The sequence below is a fragment of the Algoriphagus formosus genome, assembly GCF_002807035.1.
Lineage (GTDB): Bacteria > Bacteroidota > Bacteroidia > Cytophagales > Cyclobacteriaceae > Algoriphagus > Algoriphagus formosus.
Map to the genome: position 1 here is coordinate 796,891 of NZ_NIUC01000001.1, position 18,850 is coordinate 815,740.

Consider the following 18,850-nt stretch of genomic DNA (forward strand, 5'->3'; position numbering starts at 1 on the left):
AATAGAATAATTATTCCTTTTTCTGCTTTCAGCTAACTTTATACAAAATTCAGGTTTGTGAATCCAGTCCATATTACTCAAAATATAGCTTTTGAATTACGAAGTAGGTTAGCCAATCTTTCTCACTCGTCCATATTCCTCCTAAGTGATGAAAACACTAAAAAAATGTGTTTTCCCGCCATTGCTGAGGTTTTGGGTGATGATTTCTATCACTTCACAGTACCTCAGGGTGAGAAGCATAAAACCCTTAAAACCTGCTCGTTGATCTGGAAGGAGATGACTGCAGCCGGTCTAGACCGAAAGGCCATCATGATCAACCTGGGCGGTGGAGTGATCGGTGATATGGGTGGTTTCTGTGCCAGTATCTACAAAAGAGGCATTCGTTTCATCACTGTCCCTACTACCCTACTATCTCAAGTCGATGCAAGCGTAGGTGGCAAGCTTGGGGTGGATTTCCAGGGCTTGAAAAACCACCTCGGGGTATTCAATGAACCCGAAATGGTCTTGATTGCACCTGAATTTCTTAAAACTCTTCCTGAAAGAGAACTTAGATCGGGCTTTGCTGAAGTCATTAAGCATGGACTGATTCAAGACAAGTCCTATTTTGAAAAGCTTGATTTTGAAAATTGGGAGAAAAATGATTGGAAGGAGCTCATTGAGCATTCGATTCAAATCAAAAAATACGTGGTCCACACAGATCCAAAGGAGAGTGGTTTTAGAAAAATCCTAAACTTCGGACATACCATAGGCCATGCAATGGAAACCTTCTACCTCGATTCGGAAAAGCATTTGCTTCATGGTGAAGCCATTGCAGCAGGCATGATCTGCGAGGCTTGGCTGTCCCAACAGAAATGTGGCTTGAATCAGAGCGAACTTGACACTATCGTAAAGACTATTCTACAAGTCTATGGCAAGACAGAAATTCTGGATAATGAGCTGGAATCAATTGTCAATCTCTGTCTGCAGGACAAAAAAAATGAAGGAAAAACCATTCTTTTCTCCCTTCTTGACCAAATAGGTAAGTGCCAATACAATATTCCTGCGAGCCAGAAGGAGATTGCTGAGGCCCTTTCTTTTTATCAATCCCTATAACGAAAATCCCCCAATGGAAATACTCGAACTTGGGCAAAAAGCCCGCTTCGAAGCAAAGGAAATTCCCCTTCCTTCCTCAAAAAGTGAATCAAACAGAGTCTTAATTATTGACGCTTTGACCGAAGGTCAGAATCAAATTCATAATCTAGCAGAAGCTCGGGATACCCAGACTATGATCCGACTTCTTCAGACCAATCCTCCTATTTTTGATGTATTGGATGCAGGTACCACCATGCGATTCTTAACCGCTTTCGCCGCAGCAACCAACCAGAATAAAGTCATGACCGGAACTCCGAGAATGTGTCAGCGACCCATCGGGATTTTGGTTGAGGCACTGCGAAGCATTGGTGCTGAAATCCATTATATGAATGAAGAGGGCTTTCCGCCTCTCGCAATTCATGGCATGAAAGAACAAAGCCAGAATAGGGTAAAAATCCGGGGGGATGTTTCCAGTCAGTATATCTCAGCCATGCTGATGATAGCTCCCACTCTTCCTTTGGGCTTGGAGATTGAATTGCAAGGAAAAGTTGGAAGTCGCACCTATATCGAAATGACACTTCAACTCATGGAGAAATTCGGTGTGTCGCATTCTTGGGAAGACAATTTGATTAGCGTAAAGCCTCAAAAATACCAATCCGGTACCTTTTCAGTGGAAAGCGACTGGTCAGGAGCGAGCTATTGGTTTAGTCTTTTGGCTTGTGCTGATGAAGGCACTTTTTTCCTAAAGGGACTAAAAGAAGATAGCCTGCAGGGTGATTCCGAAATCGTAAGGATTATGGAGAATTTTGGCATCAAAAGCACTTTCAAAGAAGGCGGTCTTTTAATTGAAAAACAGCAAGTTAAAGGCATTTCTCATATTGATTTCACTCACTGTCCGGACCTAGCCCAAACAGTAGCAGTTACCTGTGCGATCATTGGTCAAAAGGTGAAATTCACCGGACTCGAAAGTCTTCGAATCAAGGAAACAGATCGCATTTTTGCTTTACAGGAAGAGCTGGCAAAATTCAATGCTGAACTTAAGGAAGTAGAGCCGGATATTTTCGAAGTGATTCCATCGGTCACGATGCCAAGCGAAGTTCAGATTCACACCTATGATGACCACCGAATGGCCATGGCATTCATGCCGCTTTTGACCAAAACCAAGGTCAAAATGGAGGATCCATCCGTGGTCAATAAGTCCTACCCAAGCTTCTGGGATCACTGCGAGTCTTTGGGTATTCAAATGCAGAAGTCATGAAGCAAATGATTGCTATCCAGGGAATTCCAGGTTCTTTCCACCACCAAGTGGCGATTCAAGAGTATGGCAGAGAAGCTGAGATTTTAACCTTTTCGACCTTTGAGGAAGTAGCTAAAGCTGTATTCAATGAAGAAGCTACGGTGGGTGTCATGGCTATTGAAAACTCCATTGCCGGAGCCATTCTGCCAAATTATGACCTTATAGACCGCTATGGACTGAAAATTATTGGAGAATACTACCTCTCAATTTCTCATCAATTCATGGTCTTGCCAGGTCAAAAAATAGAGGATATTCATGAGGTTCGTTCTCATCCCATGGCTTTGCTCCAATGCAAAGCTTTTCTAAACCATTATCCTCAAATCAAACGTATCGACGACATCGATACAGCTACAGTGGCGAAGCGTATTTCGGAGCAAAAACTAAAGGGAGTAGCAGCCATAGCCAGCGAAATAGCAGCAGAAATCTACAATTTGGAGGTTTTGGTGAGTGATATCCAGTCGGTCAAGAGCAATTTTACCCGATTCATTTTTCTAGGAAAAACTGCTCAACCAAAGGATCAAACGCCCAATAAGGCATCCATTAAAATTACCATTCAAAATAAGGCTGGTAGTTTGGCCAGGTTACTCACGCATTTCAGCAATTTACACTTAGATTTGAGTAAGATTCAATCGATTCCTGTCATCGAAAAGCCTTGGGAATATGCTTTTTTTATTGATTTGGTTTTTGACAATTACCATGACTACCACGAGGCCATGCGGGTAGCGAAAGCAGAATTTGGAGAGTTGAAAATATTGGGTGAATACCATAACCGAAAAGCATGAAGGGATTTGCAAAGCGCACGGAAGAGGCTAAAGAGTACTACTTTTCGGCAAAATTACGAGAGGTCAATCAGCTCATAGCTTCGGGAAAACCGATCATTAATCTGGGAATCGGAAGCCCAGACCTTTCTCCACCAGCTTCGGTGATTCAGGCCCTACAAAATACAGCCAATCATGGCAATTCCCACGGATATCAATCTTATCAGGGAATCCCAGAATTGAGAGTTGCAATGGCTGAATACTATGAAAAGGAATTTGGAGTTTCCCTAAATCCGGATCAGCAAATTCTTCCTCTCATGGGCTCCAAAGAAGGCATCATGCATGTCAGTATGGCTTTTCTGAACCCCAGTGATGAAGTATTGATTCCAAATCCCGGGTACCCTACTTACCGGTCCGTGACCGAATTACTTGACTGCAAGGCAATCAGCTATCCCCTGCTATCTGATGGCTCTCCGGATTTTGATCTTTTGGAAAAACAGGACTTGAGCAAAGTGAAAATTCTTTGGGTGAATTATCCTCACATGCCTACCGGGCATAGAGGTAGCAAGGTACTCTTTCAGAAACTCGTCGACTTTGCTAAAAAACATGATCTCATTTTGGTCAATGACAATCCCTACAGCCATATTCTGAATCCGGAACCCATCAGCATCTTTTCAATTGAAGGTGCGGAGGAAGTTGCACTAGAATTAAACTCACTGAGCAAAACTTTCAATATTCCTGGATGGCGTGTTGGAATGGTCCTAGGTCAGGAAAATTGGATCAAAGCAATCACCCGAATCAAGTCCAATATGGATTCCGGGATGTTTTTAGGAATTCAACGTGGGGCTGTTGAGGCATTGAGGCTAGGCAAAAATTGGTTTTCAGATATCAATGAGGAGTATGAAAAGCGAAGAAAATTAGCCTGGGACTTGGCAACGCTTCTCGATTTGGATTTCTCTAAAGATCGTTCAGGTCTTTTCGTTTGGGGAAAATTACCAGCTAACAAATCAGCTCAAGAGCTTGTAGATTGGCTTTTATATGAAAAAAATATATTCATCACCCCCGGGGAGATTTTCGGAGAAGAAGGTAAAAATCACGTTCGAATTTCGCTTTGCCTACCTGAATTCAAAATATTGGAAGCTATTAAACGATTAAAAAATTAAAGATTTATGAACAAGATTCACATTATCGGATTGGGCCTTTTGGGAGGTTCTTTTGGGCTAGCTGCCCGTCGAAAGTTCCCTGAATTGACTATTACTGGATTCGATATTTCTAAGAAAAACCTCAAGGATGCCGAGGTTTTGGGAATCATTACCGAAGCAAAAGAAAACCCAGATCCGGATACGGATATTATTCTTTTAGCTACTCCTGCCGATAGCTTAGGAGATATTCTGGAAAAAACACTTAATGAAATCGGTGAAAATACGCTTGTAATCGATTTAGGATCCACCAAAAGTAATCTTTGCGCTCGCGCAGGAAACCATTCGAAGCGTAAGCAATACCTTGCCGGCCACCCTATAGCAGGTACCGAGTACAGTGGACCAAAAGCAGCTTTTGCAGAATTGCTAGACGGGAAAGTCATGATTCTTTGTGAAATGGACAAAACCGATCTTCACCTAAAAGAAAAAGCCTACCAGCTTTTTGAGGCCTTGAACATGAAATTACGCTTCATGGATCCGGAAGAGCATGATCGTCATTTGGCGTTTGTCTCTCACCTGTCCCATGTGAGTTCCTTTATGCTTGGAAAGACTGTCCTTCAAAAAATGGAAGATGATCGGAATATCTTTGATATGGCGGGTTCTGGCTTTGCTTCGACTGTTCGATTGGCAAAATCCAGCCCATCCATGTGGGCTCCAATTTTGACAGAAAATAAGGAGAATATCCTCCAAGCACTGGATGGCTACATCTCCAATCTCTCCAGTATCCGTGATTTGATCGCAAAGAGTGATGGTGAAAAAATCCACCAAGAATTGGCAGATATCAATAAAATTCGAAACATCTTAGACTTGGGTCGAGGATAAGGAAAAATGGGCTTTAAAAACTGATTTTCAATTATTTATTCAATTTTTGAATAATCTATTCTCTACCGAAAACAAAATCCTATGAAAACCGCTCTATTCGTCCTTCTCTTATTTTCTTTTGGCTATGTCACGCTTGCTCAAGAGACCTGGAAAGAAATCCAAGCCAAAGGGAATGCCATGAAACGGCATGAAAATTCCTTTGTGGAATGCAATGGTAAATTTTATGCTTTAGGAGGCCGCGGTGATCGATCAGTGGATGAATTTGATCCTAATACCTCCACCTGGAGCCAAATAGCAGATGCCCCTATGGAAATAAGCCATTTTCAGGCTGCAAGCTTTGAAGATGAAATCTGGGTTTTGGGAGCCATGACCGGGAATTATCCCCACGAACCACCCATTACTCATGCTTGGATTTTCAATCCTAAAACGAAAAATTGGAGAAAAGGACCTGAATTACCCGCAGGACGCGTTAGAGGCTCAGCAGGGGTAGCGGTCAGAGAAGGGAAAATCTATTTAGTCGGCGGCATACAAGATGGACACTACGATGGATTTGTTCCTTGGTTTGATGTCTTGGATCCCGCGAAGGGTACTTGGGAAAAACTTCCCGATGCTCCGCGAGCACGTGACCACGTCAGTGCGGCGATAGTTGGAAATAGATTATATCTCGCAGGAGGTCGAACATCCCATGCAGCGGTAGGCAAGGTTTTGGAAACCACCATCGAAGAAATCGATTACTTTGATTTTGAAACTGGAAAATGGGAGACCATTGATACCACCCTCCCTACTCCAAGAGCTGGAAATTCCAACTTGGGAATTGGCCCCTACTTGGTCATTTTGAATGGAGAAAGTGCTATGCAGGAATCAGCCCACGCAGAAGTTGAAGTCTTGGATACTAGAAATCATACTTGGAAACTTCTCCCAAAATTGAATCAAGGCAGGCATGGTACTGGAGTGGTATTTTGGGAAGGAAAAATCTATGTAGCTGCGGGATCTGCCAATCGTGGCGGAGGTCCAGAACTCAATACGATCGAAATGATCGACTGGGAAAAAGCAATAAAGGAATCAAATTAACCATGAATAAGGTTTTACATTTCTTTTCTTCCAAAAACTCGAACAAGTAAAATGATTACCGGGAACAATTTCGTGACTAATGCCATTTTCTAAGCATTAAAATAACCAAAATGAAAACACTCAAATTCAAAACCAATATCAACTGTAATAACTGCCTCTCCAAAGTAAGCCCAAAGCTTGATGAGGAAACAAAAATCGAATCCTGGGAGGTAGATTTAAATAGCGATGACCGCATCCTCACTGTCAATTCCGAAAGTATTACCCATGAGGAAGTTTTCAAAACTGTGCTTAAGGCAGGTTTTATTGCCAAACCTCTTGAATCTTAAGGCTTTGATCTCATCAATTTTAAGTGATATAAACCTATTTCAGAAAAAACCGTATTTTTGAATTCTTGAAAAGAATTGTATCCATAGCGCTTTCTCTTGTAGTACTTTTTTCCACCATTGGAGTGGCGAAGACTACTCATCTATGCATGGGGCATGCGGTAGAAAGTGAAATCGGTATTTCTCCGAAACATCTGGATTGTGGTATGAATATGCCGAAATCATCGGAAGAGTCTTCCTCTGAAGATCCTGAAACTTGTTGCGAAAACGTAATCGAAAAGCTTCAGGTTGAAGATGATTTTTCAATTCAAAAAGCAGACTTAAAATTTGAAATTAATTTTTTGGTCGCTTTCATACCTGTATTCCTATTAGGTCTAGACTTTTTTGAGGCTCCTTTGTCGGCTATTGTTTATTTTGAGAGTCCGCCCTTACCCACTTCCCTACACATCCTACACCAAGTTTTCTTAATCTAGAATTCATTCCTTCAGCATTTTGCTGTTCTCACAAAACTACTGTTTTGTGCACCTTTTTCTTTTTTCTAAAGGAATGAATCATGCTAAACAAAATCATCAAGTATTTTCTTGAAAATAAACTAGTTACGTTTATTTTCCTGATCATTATAATCGCCTGGGGACTCGTTGTCGCCCCTTTCAATTGGAATATCAATTTCCTTCCTCAGGACCCAGTACCTGTGGATGCGATTCCAGATATTGGCGAAAACCAACAAATCGTATTTACCGAATGGATGGGTAGATCACCGCAGGATGTGGAAGATCAAATCACCTACCCACTAACAACTTCCCTGCTAGGATTGCCGGGGGTAAAAAGTGTTCGATCTAGCTCAGCATTCGGCTTTTCGAGTATCTATATCATTTTTGAGGAGGATATCGAATTTTACTGGAGTAGGTCGAGAGTCCTCGAAAAACTAAATGCCCTCCCTGCAGGGCTTCTTCCTGAGGGTGTTCAGCCTAAACTGGGTCCAGATGCCACTGCACTAGGGCAGGTCTTTTGGTATACACTGGAAGGTAGGGATGAAAATGGTAACCCATCGGGCGGTTGGGATCTACATGAATTGCGAAGTATACAGGATTATTTTGTTCGCTATTCGCTTTCTGCGGTTTCTGGAGTAGCGGAAGTAGCATCAGTGGGAGGCTATATCAAAGAATACCAAATAGATATTGATCCTACAGCGCTGAAAGCCTATCAGGTAAGCTTGCTCGATGTGATGAATGCAGTCCGACAATCCAATATCGATGTCTCTGCAAATACCATCGAGGTGAATCGGGTAGATTATTTTATCAGAGGACTAGGCTACGTAGAGGAACTGAGCGATCTCGACCAAGCTGTCGTCAAAACCACAAACAATACCCCCATCCGCATTCGAGACGTGGCCAAAGTCAATATTGGTCCTCAGCCAAGAAATATGGGAGGGATTTTGGACAAATCGGGCGCTGAGGCAGTTGGGGGTGTAGTCATTGCCCGATATGGAGAGAATCCTTTGGCAGTCATCGAATCAGTAAAAGCTGAAATCGACAAACTCTCAGATGGCCTACCCTCCAAAACGCTTGACGATGGTCGGCTTTCTAAGGTCACCATCGTCCCTTTTTACGATCGGTCAGAATTGATCTATGAAACACTCGGTACGCTTTCAGAAGCAATTTCCCTTCAAATATTGATCACCATCATCGTAGTGGTGGTGATGGTGTACAACTTACGGGCCTCGCTATTAATTTCCGCACTTCTCCCCTTAGCAGTGCTGATGTGCTTTATCATGATGAAGTACACAGGTGTTGACGCCAACATTGTGGCTCTTTCAGGCATTGCCATAGCCATAGGCACCATGGTTGATTTGGGGATTATCCTCAGCGAAAACATTCTTCAAAAACTTGATCAAGCCCCTGAGAGTGAGTCTAAGCTTAAAACGATTTTCACAGCTACTACTGAAGTTTCTTCAGCAATTATTACAGCGGTCAGTACCACTATCATCAGTTTTCTTCCAGTTTTCACTCTTCAAGCAGCTGAGGGGAAATTATTTGGTCCCCTAGCCTACACCAAAACCTTTGCATTGGTTGCAGCCTTGATTTTCACTTTGCTGATTATGCCTGCCTTAGCGCATTGGGTATTTGGCAAGAATGCACTCAGCAAAAGGTGGAACCTTTTTGGAAATGGTCTTTTGATCATTTTGGGATTAAGTGTTTTGATTTGGGTATGGGCTTGGGCTGGCTGGGTTTTATTGGCCTTTGGAACAGCCAATTTACTCCTATACTATTTTCCGAAGCAACTTGAGACTAAAAGGGATTGGATTCTGATAGGCATTACAGTCCTAGCTGTTTCCTGGCTACTGACTACTTACTGGATGCCCTTGGGGGTAGGGCTTAGCTCCTTTGCTAATTTCACTTTTATAGGAGTTCTACTAATCCTTGTCTTGGGTGGATTTAGGCTGTTTATCCAGGTCTATCCAAAAATTCTAAGCTGGTGTCTTTCGCATAAAAAGCAGTTTTTGATCTTTCCTGCAATCATCATCCTTTTAGGAGCCAGTATTTGGTTGGGCTTTAGTCAAGTATTCGGTTTCATCCCACGAACGTTTGACGCATTGGGTTGGAATATTCGGACGACTAATGTCTGGAGTTCAATGATTCATACTTTTCCAGGTTTAGGTGAAGAATTTATGCCAGCATTGGACGAGGGATCGTTTTTACTCATGCCTACGTCCATGCCTCATGCTGGAGTTGAAGAAAACCTCGAAACCCTTCAGAAACTCGATATGCTGGTCACGGCTATCCCAGAAGTGGATTTGGTGGTGGGAAAGGCTGGTAGAGCAGAAACCGCCATCGATCCTGCTCCCTTATCCATGTTTGAGAATGTCATCAATTACAAAAGCGAATACTTAATTGATGAAAACGGATACAGACAAAGATTCCAGACGAATGAAAAAGGGCACTTTGTTTTGGAAAATGGTCTTAGCTATGATCCAGACTCCAATGAACCTTCTAGCATAGATTCCAAGCTGTTGATCCCTGATCCAAGCGGAAAGTATTTCAGGCAGTGGAGAAAGGAGATCAAAAGTCCAGATGACATTTGGAATGAAATAGTACGGGTCACCAAACTACCAGGCGTCACCTCAGCACCAAAACTTCAACCTATTGAAACCCGGCTTGTGATGCTTCAAACCGGGATGCGTGCTCCAATCGGAATCAAGGTTTATGGACCTGATTTAGAGACTATTGAATCATTTGGTCTAAAGTTAGAAAACTACCTGAAAGAGGTTCCTTCTGTAAAGTCAGAGTCAGTATTCGCAGACCGAATTGTGGGAAAACCTTACCTCGAAATTGATATAAACAGAAAGGAGATAGCCCGATTTGGAATGAATGTAGCCGATGTGCAAGAGTTCATCGAATCAGCCATTGGAGGTAAAATCTTAAGCACCATAGTGGAAGGTAGAGAGCGCTATCCGATTCGAGTCCGCTATGCTCGTGAGTACCGCGACAATCCGGAGGCTTTACATGAAATATTAATTCCCACTCCATCAGGAAGCTTCATACCCCTTGAGCAATTAGCCGAAATCACTTTCCGAAAAGGACCCGATATGATCCGAGGTGAAAACAGCTTTCTCGTTGGCTATGTACTACTAGATAAAAAAACCGGTTTTGCAGAAGTCAATGTGGTAGAAGACGCACAAAAATATTTGAAGCAAAAGATTGATTCTGGAGAATTGGTAGTTCCACCCGGAGTTCGATTTGAATTCTCCGGAAATTATGAAAATCAGGTTCGGGCTGAAAAACGACTTTCTATCGTAGTTCCACTTTCGCTCATCTTAATCTTTTTGATTCTCTATTTCCAGTTTAAGAGAGCTTCCACTGCTCTGATGGTTTTCTCCGGCGTGGCAATGGCCTTCTCAGGTGGGTTCTTGATGATTTGGCTGTTCGGTCAAAATTGGTTCTTGGACCTAAATCTTGGCGATATCAATCTAAGAGACCTATTTCAGATGAAAAGCTACAATCTTTCTGTAGCGGTTTGGGTAGGTTTTATTGCCCTATTTGGAATAGCTACAGATGATGGGGTTGTCATGGCGACCTATCTGAAACAGAGTTTTGAAAGTAACCAACCCAAAGATATCAATGAGATAAGGGCTGCAGTCATCGAAGCAGGACAACGAAGAGTGCTCCCTTGCCTGATGACTACTGCAACCACTCTTTTGGCATTGATACCCATCTTCACGTCGACGGGTAAAGGCTCGGATATCATGGTACCAATGGCTATCCCAGCCCTAGGCGGGATGATCTTAGAGCTTACGACAGTTTTTATTGTGCCGACGCTGTATTGCTTATGGGCTGAAAGAAAAATAAAACAAAACAACACGGCTTTTTTCCATGAATCAAATAATTGAAATTATGAAGAATTGGACTAAAAAGAACTTGGACTTTGGAGTTTGGAGAATACCAAACCCAAAACTCATCCTATTGCTGACTATTTTACTCGCAGTAGTCGGCAATAAAACCATGGCACAAAGCCTGGACGATTATTTAACTCATGCTACAGAAAACAGTCCGCTGTTAAAGGCCAGTTATTCTCAATACTTAGCCAGTAAAGAACGGATCGATCAACCAGGATTACCAGATCCCGAATTGCAAGTCGGTGTATTTCTTCAGCCTATGGAGCGTTATATGGGGACGCAGTTAGCAGATTATCGACTCATGCAGTCCTTTCCATGGTTTGGTACTATCAAGGCTCAAAAAAGTGAAGCGGATTTTTCTTCTCAAGCCCAATATCAACTTTTCATGGAAGTTAGAAATGAATTGTTTTTCCAGATAAAGTATACATGGTTTGACTTACATCGCATTCAAGGAGAGATAGATATCACCAAAGAAATTCTTACCTACTTCCATAAACTAGAAGAACTTGCATTGACAGATTTTAAAGCTAGTACTGGTTCAAGATCTAGCCAAACCAATCAGAATCCCTCAAATTCCAATGAAGAAATAACACAGGGAAAAATGAGCGAAATTAACTCAAGCTCAGGAGGCACAAATGGAATGGCGGAGGTAATCCAAGTAAGACTTGAAATCAAGGAGTTGGAAAATCAATTGGCACTCTTGACCTCCAATCAGAATTCTCTCTTCATCAAGTTCAACCAATTGATAAATCGGGATATTCAAGATAAAATTGAATTGAACGAAAAGCTCCAACCACCCTTACTTGAGCTTGATAAATATAGTTTATTGGATAGCATCAAAGAAAAGAATCCGATGATATCCAAATATGAGAATGATGCTTTAGCATACCAACAAAGGGCTAAAATTGCGAGGCTAGAGGGTAACCCCAAGATTGGTCTGGGTATCAACTATTCTCCCTTCCTTCCCCGTGAAAATGATGGTATTGATCATTCAGATCATTCCATGGATATGTTGATGCCCATGGTGACTCTTTCATTACCCATTTTCAGAAATAAGACTGAAGGAAAAATCAATGAGGCTAAATACTTACAAGAGGTAGCTACCCAAAACCAACTTCAAACAGAAAACCTTTTAGCGATACAATGGGCTGAAGCTTTTCAAAACTGGGAAGATGCTACTAGAAGTCTTGAATTATATGACCAGCAAATCGAGTTGGTTCAACAACAAATAAATTTACTTACGACTTCTTTCAGTAATGGCTTGGTGCCGTTTTCCTCTGTGCTCAAATCGCAGCTGAAAATCTTGAATTATCAGATAAAGCGGATTGAAGCCATTACCCTGCAATACCAGAGCTTGTCCTTATTGGAAAAACTATCTGGAATTAACTTAATCAATACCTAACCTCCCTGTTATGAATAAGCTATTAAACAATAAAATAATATTGGTTTTAACCACGCTAACATTAGGTGCTTTCATAGGTTGGTGGATTAAACCGACTGAATCAGGTTCTGTTGAAAATCATGATCACGCGCATGAGTTGGAATCAATTAGCCTATGGACCTGCTCCATGCACCCGCAAGTCCAACTTACAGAACCAGGCGATTGCCCTATTTGCGGCATGGACTTGATTCCCGCTAATTCTGAAGGAAACGAGGACAATGAGTCACCGGTACTGAAAATGACCGAATCATCCATGGCATTAGCACAGATTCAAACCATCCAAGTAGGATCAACCGGAGGAGAGAGCAAATTAGAGTTGACGGGGAAAATTCAAGCTGACGAAAGGGAATCTGCTTCTATCACTGCAAAATTCCCTGGGCGAATCGAAAAGCTCTATGTAAGCTTTACTGGGGAAAAAGTAGTCAAAGGTCAAAAATTAGCCTCCATTTATTCTCCAGAGCTACTTTCCGCTCAACAGGAACTTATCGAGGCATCAAAAATCAAAAGTGATTTTCCGGAGATTTATCAGGCTGCTAAGCAAAAGCTTCGTCTTTGGAAACTATCAGAAGAGCAAATTTCATCCATTGAAGTAGCAGGAAAAATACAAGAACAATTCGATGTCTTTGCGGAGCATGGGGGCATCGTGATGGGACGAAATGTTGCTGTAGGAGACTATGTCACTACAGGACAAGCCTTATTTCAAATTGTCAATCTGGATAAGGTATGGGTAATTCTAGATGCTTATGAAAGTGATCTTGGTCAAATCCAAGTGGGGACCCCGATTCAATTTACTGTCGCAGGGATTCCTAACACGAAGTTTAGCAGTAAGGTTAGCTTTGTGGATCCCGTGATCAACCCTGAAACACGCGTTGCAGCTGTACGGGCAGAGCTTCCAAATGGCCAGGGTAAACTTCTTCCAGAGATGTTTGTAAAGGCTGAAATTTCAAAGAATAGAACTGGTCAGACTACCCTATCGATTCCCCGAACCGCTGTACTTTGGTCCGGAAAAAGATCCGTAGTATATGTCAAGGTTCCGAATCAAAGCCCTGCGGGTTTTGAAATGCGAGAGGTGGAAATCGGAGCACTTCAAGGTGATAATTATACTGTTCTTTCAGGATTGGAAAATGGTGAGGAGATAGTAGTAAATGGTGCTTTCACAATTGATGCAGCCTCCCAACTGGCAGGAAAACCAAGTTTGATGAATCGAACCTCATCGAATCAAGTTGAAGTTTCGGAGAATTTTTCGAAAGGTTTTAACCAATTAGCTGATTATTATTTTGAGATCAAAAATCAACTAGCATCCGATCAATTGAAGGTCGATAACAAAATTTGGGTAGGAATTCGAAATTCGTTGAAATTGATGGAAAATGAGGCGAAAACCACGATTCAATCTTCGGTATGGCTTGGCGTTTTAAATGATCTCAAAAAAAGTAACGGGATTAAAGAAGCAAGGGTAAATTTCAATAGTCTTTCTAAATTAATCCTAGAGGCCAATGAAACCTATGGATTGGCTAATCGGGTAGTCTACAAAGACTATTGCCCAATGGCTTTTGGTGATGAGGGAGCCTATTGGCTAAGTGAGAAAAAAGAAATTTTAAACCCTTATTTTGGAACCTCCATGCTAACTTGCGGCGAGGTAAAAGCAACTTACCGAAATTAAACTTTCCCTTTCCAATTCAAATCGTTGATGAGCAGAACACTTCTATTGATCGGCTTTCTATTTTTCTCCATTTACAGCTTTGGGCAGTCAAAGGTTCTTTCTGTATTGCCCGAATCTTCTATCCGAGGAGTTCAGGTATTTGGAAAACCTGTAGACAATCAAACCCGCTGCATTCACTGGCATTCGGATTTGGATATCATTGCCATCAAATTTAAGTGTTGCGATAAATACTACCCATGCTTCAGTTGTCATGAAGAAGAGGCTGACCATGAACATCAGGTTTGGCCAAAAAGTGAGTATGATCAAAAAGCCATTCTCTGCGGAGTATGCGGGACAGAATTAAGCATCCAAGACTATATGTCCTCCAACAACACCTGTCCCAAATGTCAATCGGCATTCAACCCAGGATGCAGCAAGCATTATCATCTTTACTTTGATGAGGAAAAGAAGGAAATAGACTAATTATTCTGAATAGTGAGAAGCGTAATAATCCTGATAGGCACCTGAAGTGACATGATCCAACCAGTCTTGATTGGCCAAATACCAATCAATCGTTATTTCGATCCCCTCTTCAAATTGTAAGCTTGGCTCCCATCCCAACTCTTTTTGGATTTTAGTAGCATCAATCGCATAGCGAAGGTCATGCCCTGCACGATCTTTCACAAAGGTGATTAGCTTTTCTGAAGTACCGCTCGGACGACCCAGCTTTTCATCCATTTTTTGACATAGCAATCGGACGATATCAATGTTTTTCCATTCGTTAAACCCACCGATATTATAGGTCTCCCCTGCCTTTCCTTTATGGAAAACAGTGTCAATTGCACGTGCATGATCCTTGACAAAAAGCCAATCCCGTACATTCTCTCCTATTCCATAAACTGGCAAAGGTTTCATGTTTTTAATGTTGTTGATACAAAGTGGAATTAACTTCTCTGGAAAATGATTGGGACCGTAGTTGTTGGAGCAATTGGAAATAACGGTCCGCATTTTATAGGTATTTGCATAAGCCCTCACAAAGTGATCAGAGGCGGCTTTAGAGGCAGAATAGGGAGATTGAGGGTCATAAGCGGTAGTTTCCAGGAAAAACCCACCGTCATGCAAGGATCCATAAACCTCATCAGTAGATACATGATAAAAGAGATGTTCATCCAGCTTATCAGCCCATGCTTTTTTTGCAGCATTCAGCAAGTTAACCGTTCCAAAAACATTGGTCTTCACGAATGCCAAAGGATCTGAAATCGAGCGATCCACGTGTGACTCTGCTGCTAGGTGAATGACATCTGTAATTTGATGCGTTTTGAAAACCTCGTCGAGTTTTTCTGCATCCTGAATATCCACCTTTACAAAAGTATAATTGGGGGAATTTTCTACTTCCTTCAGGTTCTCAAGGTTACCTGCATAGGTAAGAGCATCCAGATTAATGATTTGATAATCAGGATAATTTTCCACAAAAAGTTTGACAACATGTGAACCGATAAAACCCGCTCCGCCTGTGATTAAAATATTCTTACTCATAAATTCTATTTCTTGTAATAATCTAAATACCAATCTGTAAAGGCTTTCACCCCATCTTCAATAGGAGTATTGGGCTTATAGCCAGTATCTCGGATTAAGTCCTCCACATCCGCGTGAGAAGCTGGAACATCTCCAGGTTGCAGTGGAAGTAATTCCATGGTTGCCTTCTTTCCAAGTCCCTTTTCAATTGCATGAATGTAATCCATCAGTAGAACAGGTGAAGAGTTCCCAATATTATAAACCTTATACGGTGCTTTTCCGCTTCCCGGATCTGGGTTTTGGGAGTCAAAATCAGGATTTGGACGGGCAGGCCGATCGGCTACTTTGAGTACACCCTCCACGATATCATCTATATAGGTGAAGTCTCGTTTCATCTTCCCATAGTTGAAAACCTGAATAGGCTTGTCTTCCAGAATGGCTTTTGTAAAAAGAAACAGCGCCATATCCGGCCGTCCCCAAGGCCCATATACGGTGAAAAAGCGCAGTCCAGTCGTAGGAATTCCAAATAGATGACTGTAAGTATGAGCCATCAATTCATTGGATTTTTTTGAAGCAGCGTAAAGCGAAATTGGATGGTCGACTGGATCTGATGTCGAAAAAGGCATTTTCTCATTCGAGCCATAGACCGAGCTAGAAGATGCGTAAACTAAGTGCTTGACAGGATGAAATCTACAGCATTCGAGGATATTCAAAAATGCGATAATATTACTTTGCACATATACCTCAGGATGCGTCAAGGAATATCTAACTCCCGCTTGTGCTGCTAGATGGATAACGACATCAAATTTTTCGCTGCCAAATAAATCCATCAAAGGCTCTTTCTGAGCCAAATCCATTCTGACAAAACTAAAATTTGAAAATTTCTCTGATTCTAACTTTTGGTTGGCTTCGAGCTTATTTTTTTGAATTCCCAAAAAATCCAATCGATCGAATTTCAGATTTATATCGTAGTAATCATTGATTATATCTAAGCCTACAACTGTATCTCCACGCTCCACAAGGGCTTTAGAGACATGAAAACCAACAAATCCGGCTGCACCGGTGACTAAATATTTCATTTTAAATTCACTTGCTAATCAAAGGTTGCATTTGGTTGAAGCATTCTTGCAGGTTCAAGATATTTTCTGATTGACCAAATATTCCAAAATCTTGAGTTTAAAGGGCTCTTTCGATCAAATATAAACTATTCCATCTTATCAGCCTCTTGGATTAGGCGTTCATAGTTAGAAAAAATCTCAGCATGGATCTTCCTCCTGTCAAAGTTTGCTGTAACCTCCTGATATAAAGCATCGGCCATAGCCAACATTCTATCCCGTTTTACGAAGGCAAATTCCATCGCCTCTTTCAGAATTTCTATATTTCCTACCGGAAAAATCAAGCCTGTTTTTTGCTGACTGACTATATCGGTATTACCGATAATATCGGAGCAAATAATCGGAAGTTGCATCGCTGCTGCTTCCAAAAGTACATTCGGAAAGCCTTCCCGATGTGAAGGATGAACCAAAACATCTGCCAATGCCATATAATGAGCTACATGATCCGACCAGTCAATCTGCGTGATGCGTGGATGATCATTGATCTGCTGAATAGTATCAGGATTCAATGGATTGAGGTCTTGTTCAAAGCTACCAAGTAATACCAGTTTGGCACGGTTGACAATCTTTGAACCCAAGAATGCTGACACCAATTCCTCTATGCCTTTGTCCTTGACCAATCGACCAACAGCCAAGATGATAAAATCATCCTCGCCTGGCATAATTCGCATGGTCGCGGCTACCAAATGATTCTCTTTCAGTACATTCCGGTTGTACTTTTCCAAATCAACTCCATTGGAGGAGCCTTTAGCGATTACCCGAAGCTTTTTTGACTCACAGAGATTATTCTCCTCCACAAATTTCTTAAGTCCCAAAGAATTGGCCCATACCTCCGAAGCGTTAGAATATGTCCACTTTTCGGCATTTTCCAAAAGGCTTTTTTTGTTTCCAGTGGCAGCCATGGCAGGAATTCCTGCGAGCGTGTGAATTCGAATTTTTACTCCAGCCAGATTAGCTGCAATCATCCCAAGGAGACCTGCTTTCGGAGTATGTGTATGAACGATATCAGGTTGCTCTTTTTTGAAAAGCCTGTAAAGTTTCCAGATACAAGAAAGGTCCTCGAAAGGTGTGATTCTACGGGTAAAAGGAATAACCTCATGTCTAACTCCCTCTGCCCTTTCAATATGTGGAATTTCTTTCCCGTCGGCACTGACCATAATCACCTCCCAACCCTTTTCCTTCATATAGGCCATTTGGCCTTGAAGGAGCAGTTTGAGTGAAAGTGGTACAGTTGTAATCCGAATGAGTTTGGGCATATCCAAAAGTTTGATAAAAATGCAAATGTAAGATAATCGACAAATAAAGCGATCCAAAGTGCCATTCTTATGGCATTCGATCTTAGAGTAACGAATGAAAAAATCTAAAATTTCATTACGTCACAATCATTCAAAGTCTAAATCCTCTAATTGAAAAACCGCCTCCACTGGCAACTCAAAGACCTTTGCGATCTTGAGCGCTAAAACAGTAGAAGGAACATATTTACCTGCTTCAATTGAATTAATAGTTTGGCGTGAGACGGCCACTTTATCAGCTAAGTCTTGCTGTGTCAAATTATGGCGGGCTCGCTCAATTTTTATAGTATTCTTCATAATTCACATTTGAAAATACACACTATTAATTCAGCGAAAGCGGATATTCCTATCCAATTGAGTTTGGGAAATCCATGAAGTGATGAAGTCTGCCTAGCCATTAGTTTTCCTTTTTGGATTGATACACTTGGACCTGAAATGCAGCATAGATGTATAAATTCAAAAGGAAAAGCACCAAATAAGCAGTAAACATCTCGGATGTCAGCCTATCAAAGCGCAGGTAATTGATCAACATCAGTGCTCCCAAGCCCCAAATAAGCCAGAAAAACCCCGTCTGAAAGGCCTGCAATCGGAAGCTTTGAATCATTTCATCCTCTACCTTTTCACGGGTGAGATTTAAAATCCCAAAGCCTATCGCCCAAAACCCATAAATAATTTGAGCTGCCTCGTTTGGCTCTGTATCTGGATTAGAAAATGCCAAACCTATCACCAAAAGGATTGGTAGTGGGAAAAAGAAATAAGCAAACTTTTTCCAGGCAGTTGGCAAAAGCGGAACAGTGAGAAAAGATCTATTATTCATAAGTCAAATATTTTTTACCAAATGTAAAACAAACTTTACTTTTTGTCAAAATTTCTTTCCTACTAATTTTAAAAAATTGAAGTTTAAATAAGATTAG

Annotated in this window: 17 protein-coding genes; 12 read left to right on the forward strand and 5 right to left on the reverse strand. The window is 41.5% G+C overall.

Going from position 1 to position 18,850, the window contains the following annotated elements; genetic code table 11:
• The first annotated feature begins 57 nt into the window (after nucleotides 1-57).
• The 12 genes from aroB (at nucleotide 58) to CDH51_RS03630 (ending at nucleotide 14,497) form a co-directional block, all read left to right on the forward strand.
• Nucleotides 58-1,092, forward strand: coding sequence for a 3-dehydroquinate synthase (gene aroB, locus CDH51_RS03575; protein WP_100627279.1), 1,035 nt, complete (start codon nucleotides 58-60; stop codon nucleotides 1,090-1,092).
• 13 nt (nucleotides 1,093-1,105) lie between these two features.
• Nucleotides 1,106-2,329 carry a 3-phosphoshikimate 1-carboxyvinyltransferase gene (locus tag CDH51_RS03580; protein WP_100627280.1) on the forward strand — a complete coding sequence of 408 codons (1,224 nt, stop codon included), beginning with the start codon at nucleotides 1,106-1,108 and terminating at the stop codon, nucleotides 2,327-2,329.
• Nucleotides 2,326-3,150 (forward strand): prephenate dehydratase, encoded by an 825-nt coding sequence (locus tag CDH51_RS03585; RefSeq protein ID WP_100627281.1) that lies wholly within the window; start codon nucleotides 2,326-2,328, stop codon nucleotides 3,148-3,150. The genes CDH51_RS03580 and CDH51_RS03585 overlap by 4 nt, the downstream gene beginning before the upstream one ends.
• Nucleotides 3,147-4,289, forward strand: a complete 1,143-nt coding sequence (locus CDH51_RS03590; protein WP_100627282.1) for a pyridoxal phosphate-dependent aminotransferase — start codon at nucleotides 3,147-3,149, stop codon at nucleotides 4,287-4,289. Before CDH51_RS03585 ends, CDH51_RS03590 begins: the two co-directional genes overlap by 4 nt.
• Nucleotides 4,290-4,295: 6 nt before the next feature.
• Nucleotides 4,296-5,147, forward strand: a complete 852-nt coding sequence (locus tag CDH51_RS03595; protein ID WP_100627283.1) for a prephenate dehydrogenase — start codon at nucleotides 4,296-4,298, stop codon at nucleotides 5,145-5,147.
• Between the two features lie 81 nt (nucleotides 5,148-5,228).
• Complete coding sequence (locus CDH51_RS03600) at nucleotides 5,229-6,218, forward strand: Kelch repeat-containing protein (protein ID WP_100627284.1); 990 nt, start codon at nucleotides 5,229-5,231, stop codon at nucleotides 6,216-6,218.
• A gap of 110 nt (nucleotides 6,219-6,328) precedes the next feature.
• Entirely contained in the window at nucleotides 6,329-6,544 is a 216-nt protein-coding gene (locus CDH51_RS03605; protein WP_100627285.1) for a heavy-metal-associated domain-containing protein, read from the forward strand.
• A 65-nt stretch (nucleotides 6,545-6,609) separates the two neighbouring features.
• Complete coding sequence (locus tag CDH51_RS03610; protein ID WP_157807033.1) at nucleotides 6,610-7,014, forward strand: HYC_CC_PP family protein; 405 nt, start codon at nucleotides 6,610-6,612, stop codon at nucleotides 7,012-7,014.
• Nucleotides 7,015-7,094: 80 nt separating this feature from the next.
• Complete coding sequence (locus CDH51_RS03615) at nucleotides 7,095-10,928, forward strand: efflux RND transporter permease subunit (protein WP_100627287.1); 3,834 nt, start codon at nucleotides 7,095-7,097, stop codon at nucleotides 10,926-10,928.
• Between the two features lie 4 nt (nucleotides 10,929-10,932).
• Nucleotides 10,933-12,336 carry a TolC family protein gene (locus CDH51_RS03620; RefSeq protein ID WP_198514253.1) on the forward strand — a complete coding sequence of 468 codons (1,404 nt, stop codon included), beginning with the start codon at nucleotides 10,933-10,935 and terminating at the stop codon, nucleotides 12,334-12,336.
• Between the two features lie 10 nt (nucleotides 12,337-12,346).
• Nucleotides 12,347-14,035 (forward strand): efflux RND transporter periplasmic adaptor subunit, encoded by a 1,689-nt coding sequence (locus tag CDH51_RS03625; RefSeq protein ID WP_100627289.1) that lies wholly within the window; start codon nucleotides 12,347-12,349, stop codon nucleotides 14,033-14,035.
• Between the two features lie 27 nt (nucleotides 14,036-14,062).
• The gene (locus CDH51_RS03630) at nucleotides 14,063-14,497 is read left to right on the forward strand and encodes a CHY zinc finger protein (protein WP_100627290.1); all 435 of its coding nucleotides are present in this window, start codon (nucleotides 14,063-14,065) and stop codon (nucleotides 14,495-14,497) included.
• On the opposite strand, the gene rfbB is transcribed toward CDH51_RS03630, so the two are convergent.
• From rfbB to CDH51_RS03655, 5 genes are all read right to left on the reverse strand, one after another.
• Nucleotides 14,498-15,550: a dTDP-glucose 4,6-dehydratase gene (gene rfbB / locus CDH51_RS03635; RefSeq protein ID WP_100627291.1), complete on the reverse strand. Its 1,053-nt coding sequence runs from the start codon at nucleotides 15,548-15,550 to the stop codon at nucleotides 14,498-14,500.
• A 5-nt stretch (nucleotides 15,551-15,555) separates the two neighbouring features.
• Nucleotides 15,556-16,608, reverse strand: a complete 1,053-nt coding sequence (locus CDH51_RS03640) for an NAD-dependent epimerase (RefSeq protein WP_100627292.1) — start codon at nucleotides 16,606-16,608, stop codon at nucleotides 15,556-15,558.
• A gap of 125 nt (nucleotides 16,609-16,733) precedes the next feature.
• Entirely contained in the window at nucleotides 16,734-17,900 is a 1,167-nt protein-coding gene (locus CDH51_RS03645) for a glycosyltransferase family 4 protein (protein WP_100627293.1), read from the reverse strand.
• 126 nt (nucleotides 17,901-18,026) lie between these two features.
• The gene (locus CDH51_RS03650) at nucleotides 18,027-18,233 is read right to left on the reverse strand and encodes a helix-turn-helix transcriptional regulator (RefSeq protein WP_026945985.1); all 207 of its coding nucleotides are present in this window, start codon (nucleotides 18,231-18,233) and stop codon (nucleotides 18,027-18,029) included.
• 100 nt (nucleotides 18,234-18,333) lie between these two features.
• Nucleotides 18,334-18,753: a hypothetical protein gene (locus CDH51_RS03655; RefSeq protein ID WP_100627294.1), complete on the reverse strand. Its 420-nt coding sequence runs from the start codon at nucleotides 18,751-18,753 to the stop codon at nucleotides 18,334-18,336.
• Nucleotides 18,754-18,850 lie beyond the last annotated feature (97 nt).

Coding starts and splice junctions, on each gene's coding strand:
- CDH51_RS03580 (WP_100627280.1), top strand. CDS start 1,106: ATGGAAATACTCGAACTTGGGCAAAAAGCCCGCTTCGAAGCAAAGGAA.
- CDH51_RS03620 (WP_198514253.1), top strand. CDS start 10,933: ATGAAGAATTGGACTAAAAAGAACTTGGACTTTGGAGTTTGGAGAATA.
- CDH51_RS03650 (WP_026945985.1), bottom strand. CDS start 18,233: ATGAAGAATACTATAAAAATTGAGCGAGCCCGCCATAATTTGACACAG.
- CDH51_RS03595 (WP_100627283.1), top strand. CDS start 4,296: ATGAACAAGATTCACATTATCGGATTGGGCCTTTTGGGAGGTTCTTTT.
- CDH51_RS03645 (WP_100627293.1), bottom strand. CDS start 17,900: ATGCCCAAACTCATTCGGATTACAACTGTACCACTTTCACTCAAACTG.
- CDH51_RS03640 (WP_100627292.1), bottom strand. CDS start 16,608: ATGAAATATTTAGTCACCGGTGCAGCCGGATTTGTTGGTTTTCATGTC.
- CDH51_RS03615 (WP_100627287.1), top strand. CDS start 7,095: ATGCTAAACAAAATCATCAAGTATTTTCTTGAAAATAAACTAGTTACG.
- CDH51_RS03600 (WP_100627284.1), top strand. CDS start 5,229: ATGAAAACCGCTCTATTCGTCCTTCTCTTATTTTCTTTTGGCTATGTC.
- CDH51_RS03630 (WP_100627290.1), top strand. CDS start 14,063: ATGAGCAGAACACTTCTATTGATCGGCTTTCTATTTTTCTCCATTTAC.
- CDH51_RS03590 (WP_100627282.1), top strand. CDS start 3,147: ATGAAGGGATTTGCAAAGCGCACGGAAGAGGCTAAAGAGTACTACTTT.
- CDH51_RS03625 (WP_100627289.1), top strand. CDS start 12,347: ATGAATAAGCTATTAAACAATAAAATAATATTGGTTTTAACCACGCTA.
- CDH51_RS03605 (WP_100627285.1), top strand. CDS start 6,329: ATGAAAACACTCAAATTCAAAACCAATATCAACTGTAATAACTGCCTC.
- CDH51_RS03655 (WP_100627294.1), bottom strand. CDS start 18,753: ATGAATAATAGATCTTTTCTCACTGTTCCGCTTTTGCCAACTGCCTGG.
- CDH51_RS03585 (WP_100627281.1), top strand. CDS start 2,326: ATGAAGCAAATGATTGCTATCCAGGGAATTCCAGGTTCTTTCCACCAC.
- rfbB (WP_100627291.1), bottom strand. CDS start 15,550: ATGAGTAAGAATATTTTAATCACAGGCGGAGCGGGTTTTATCGGTTCA.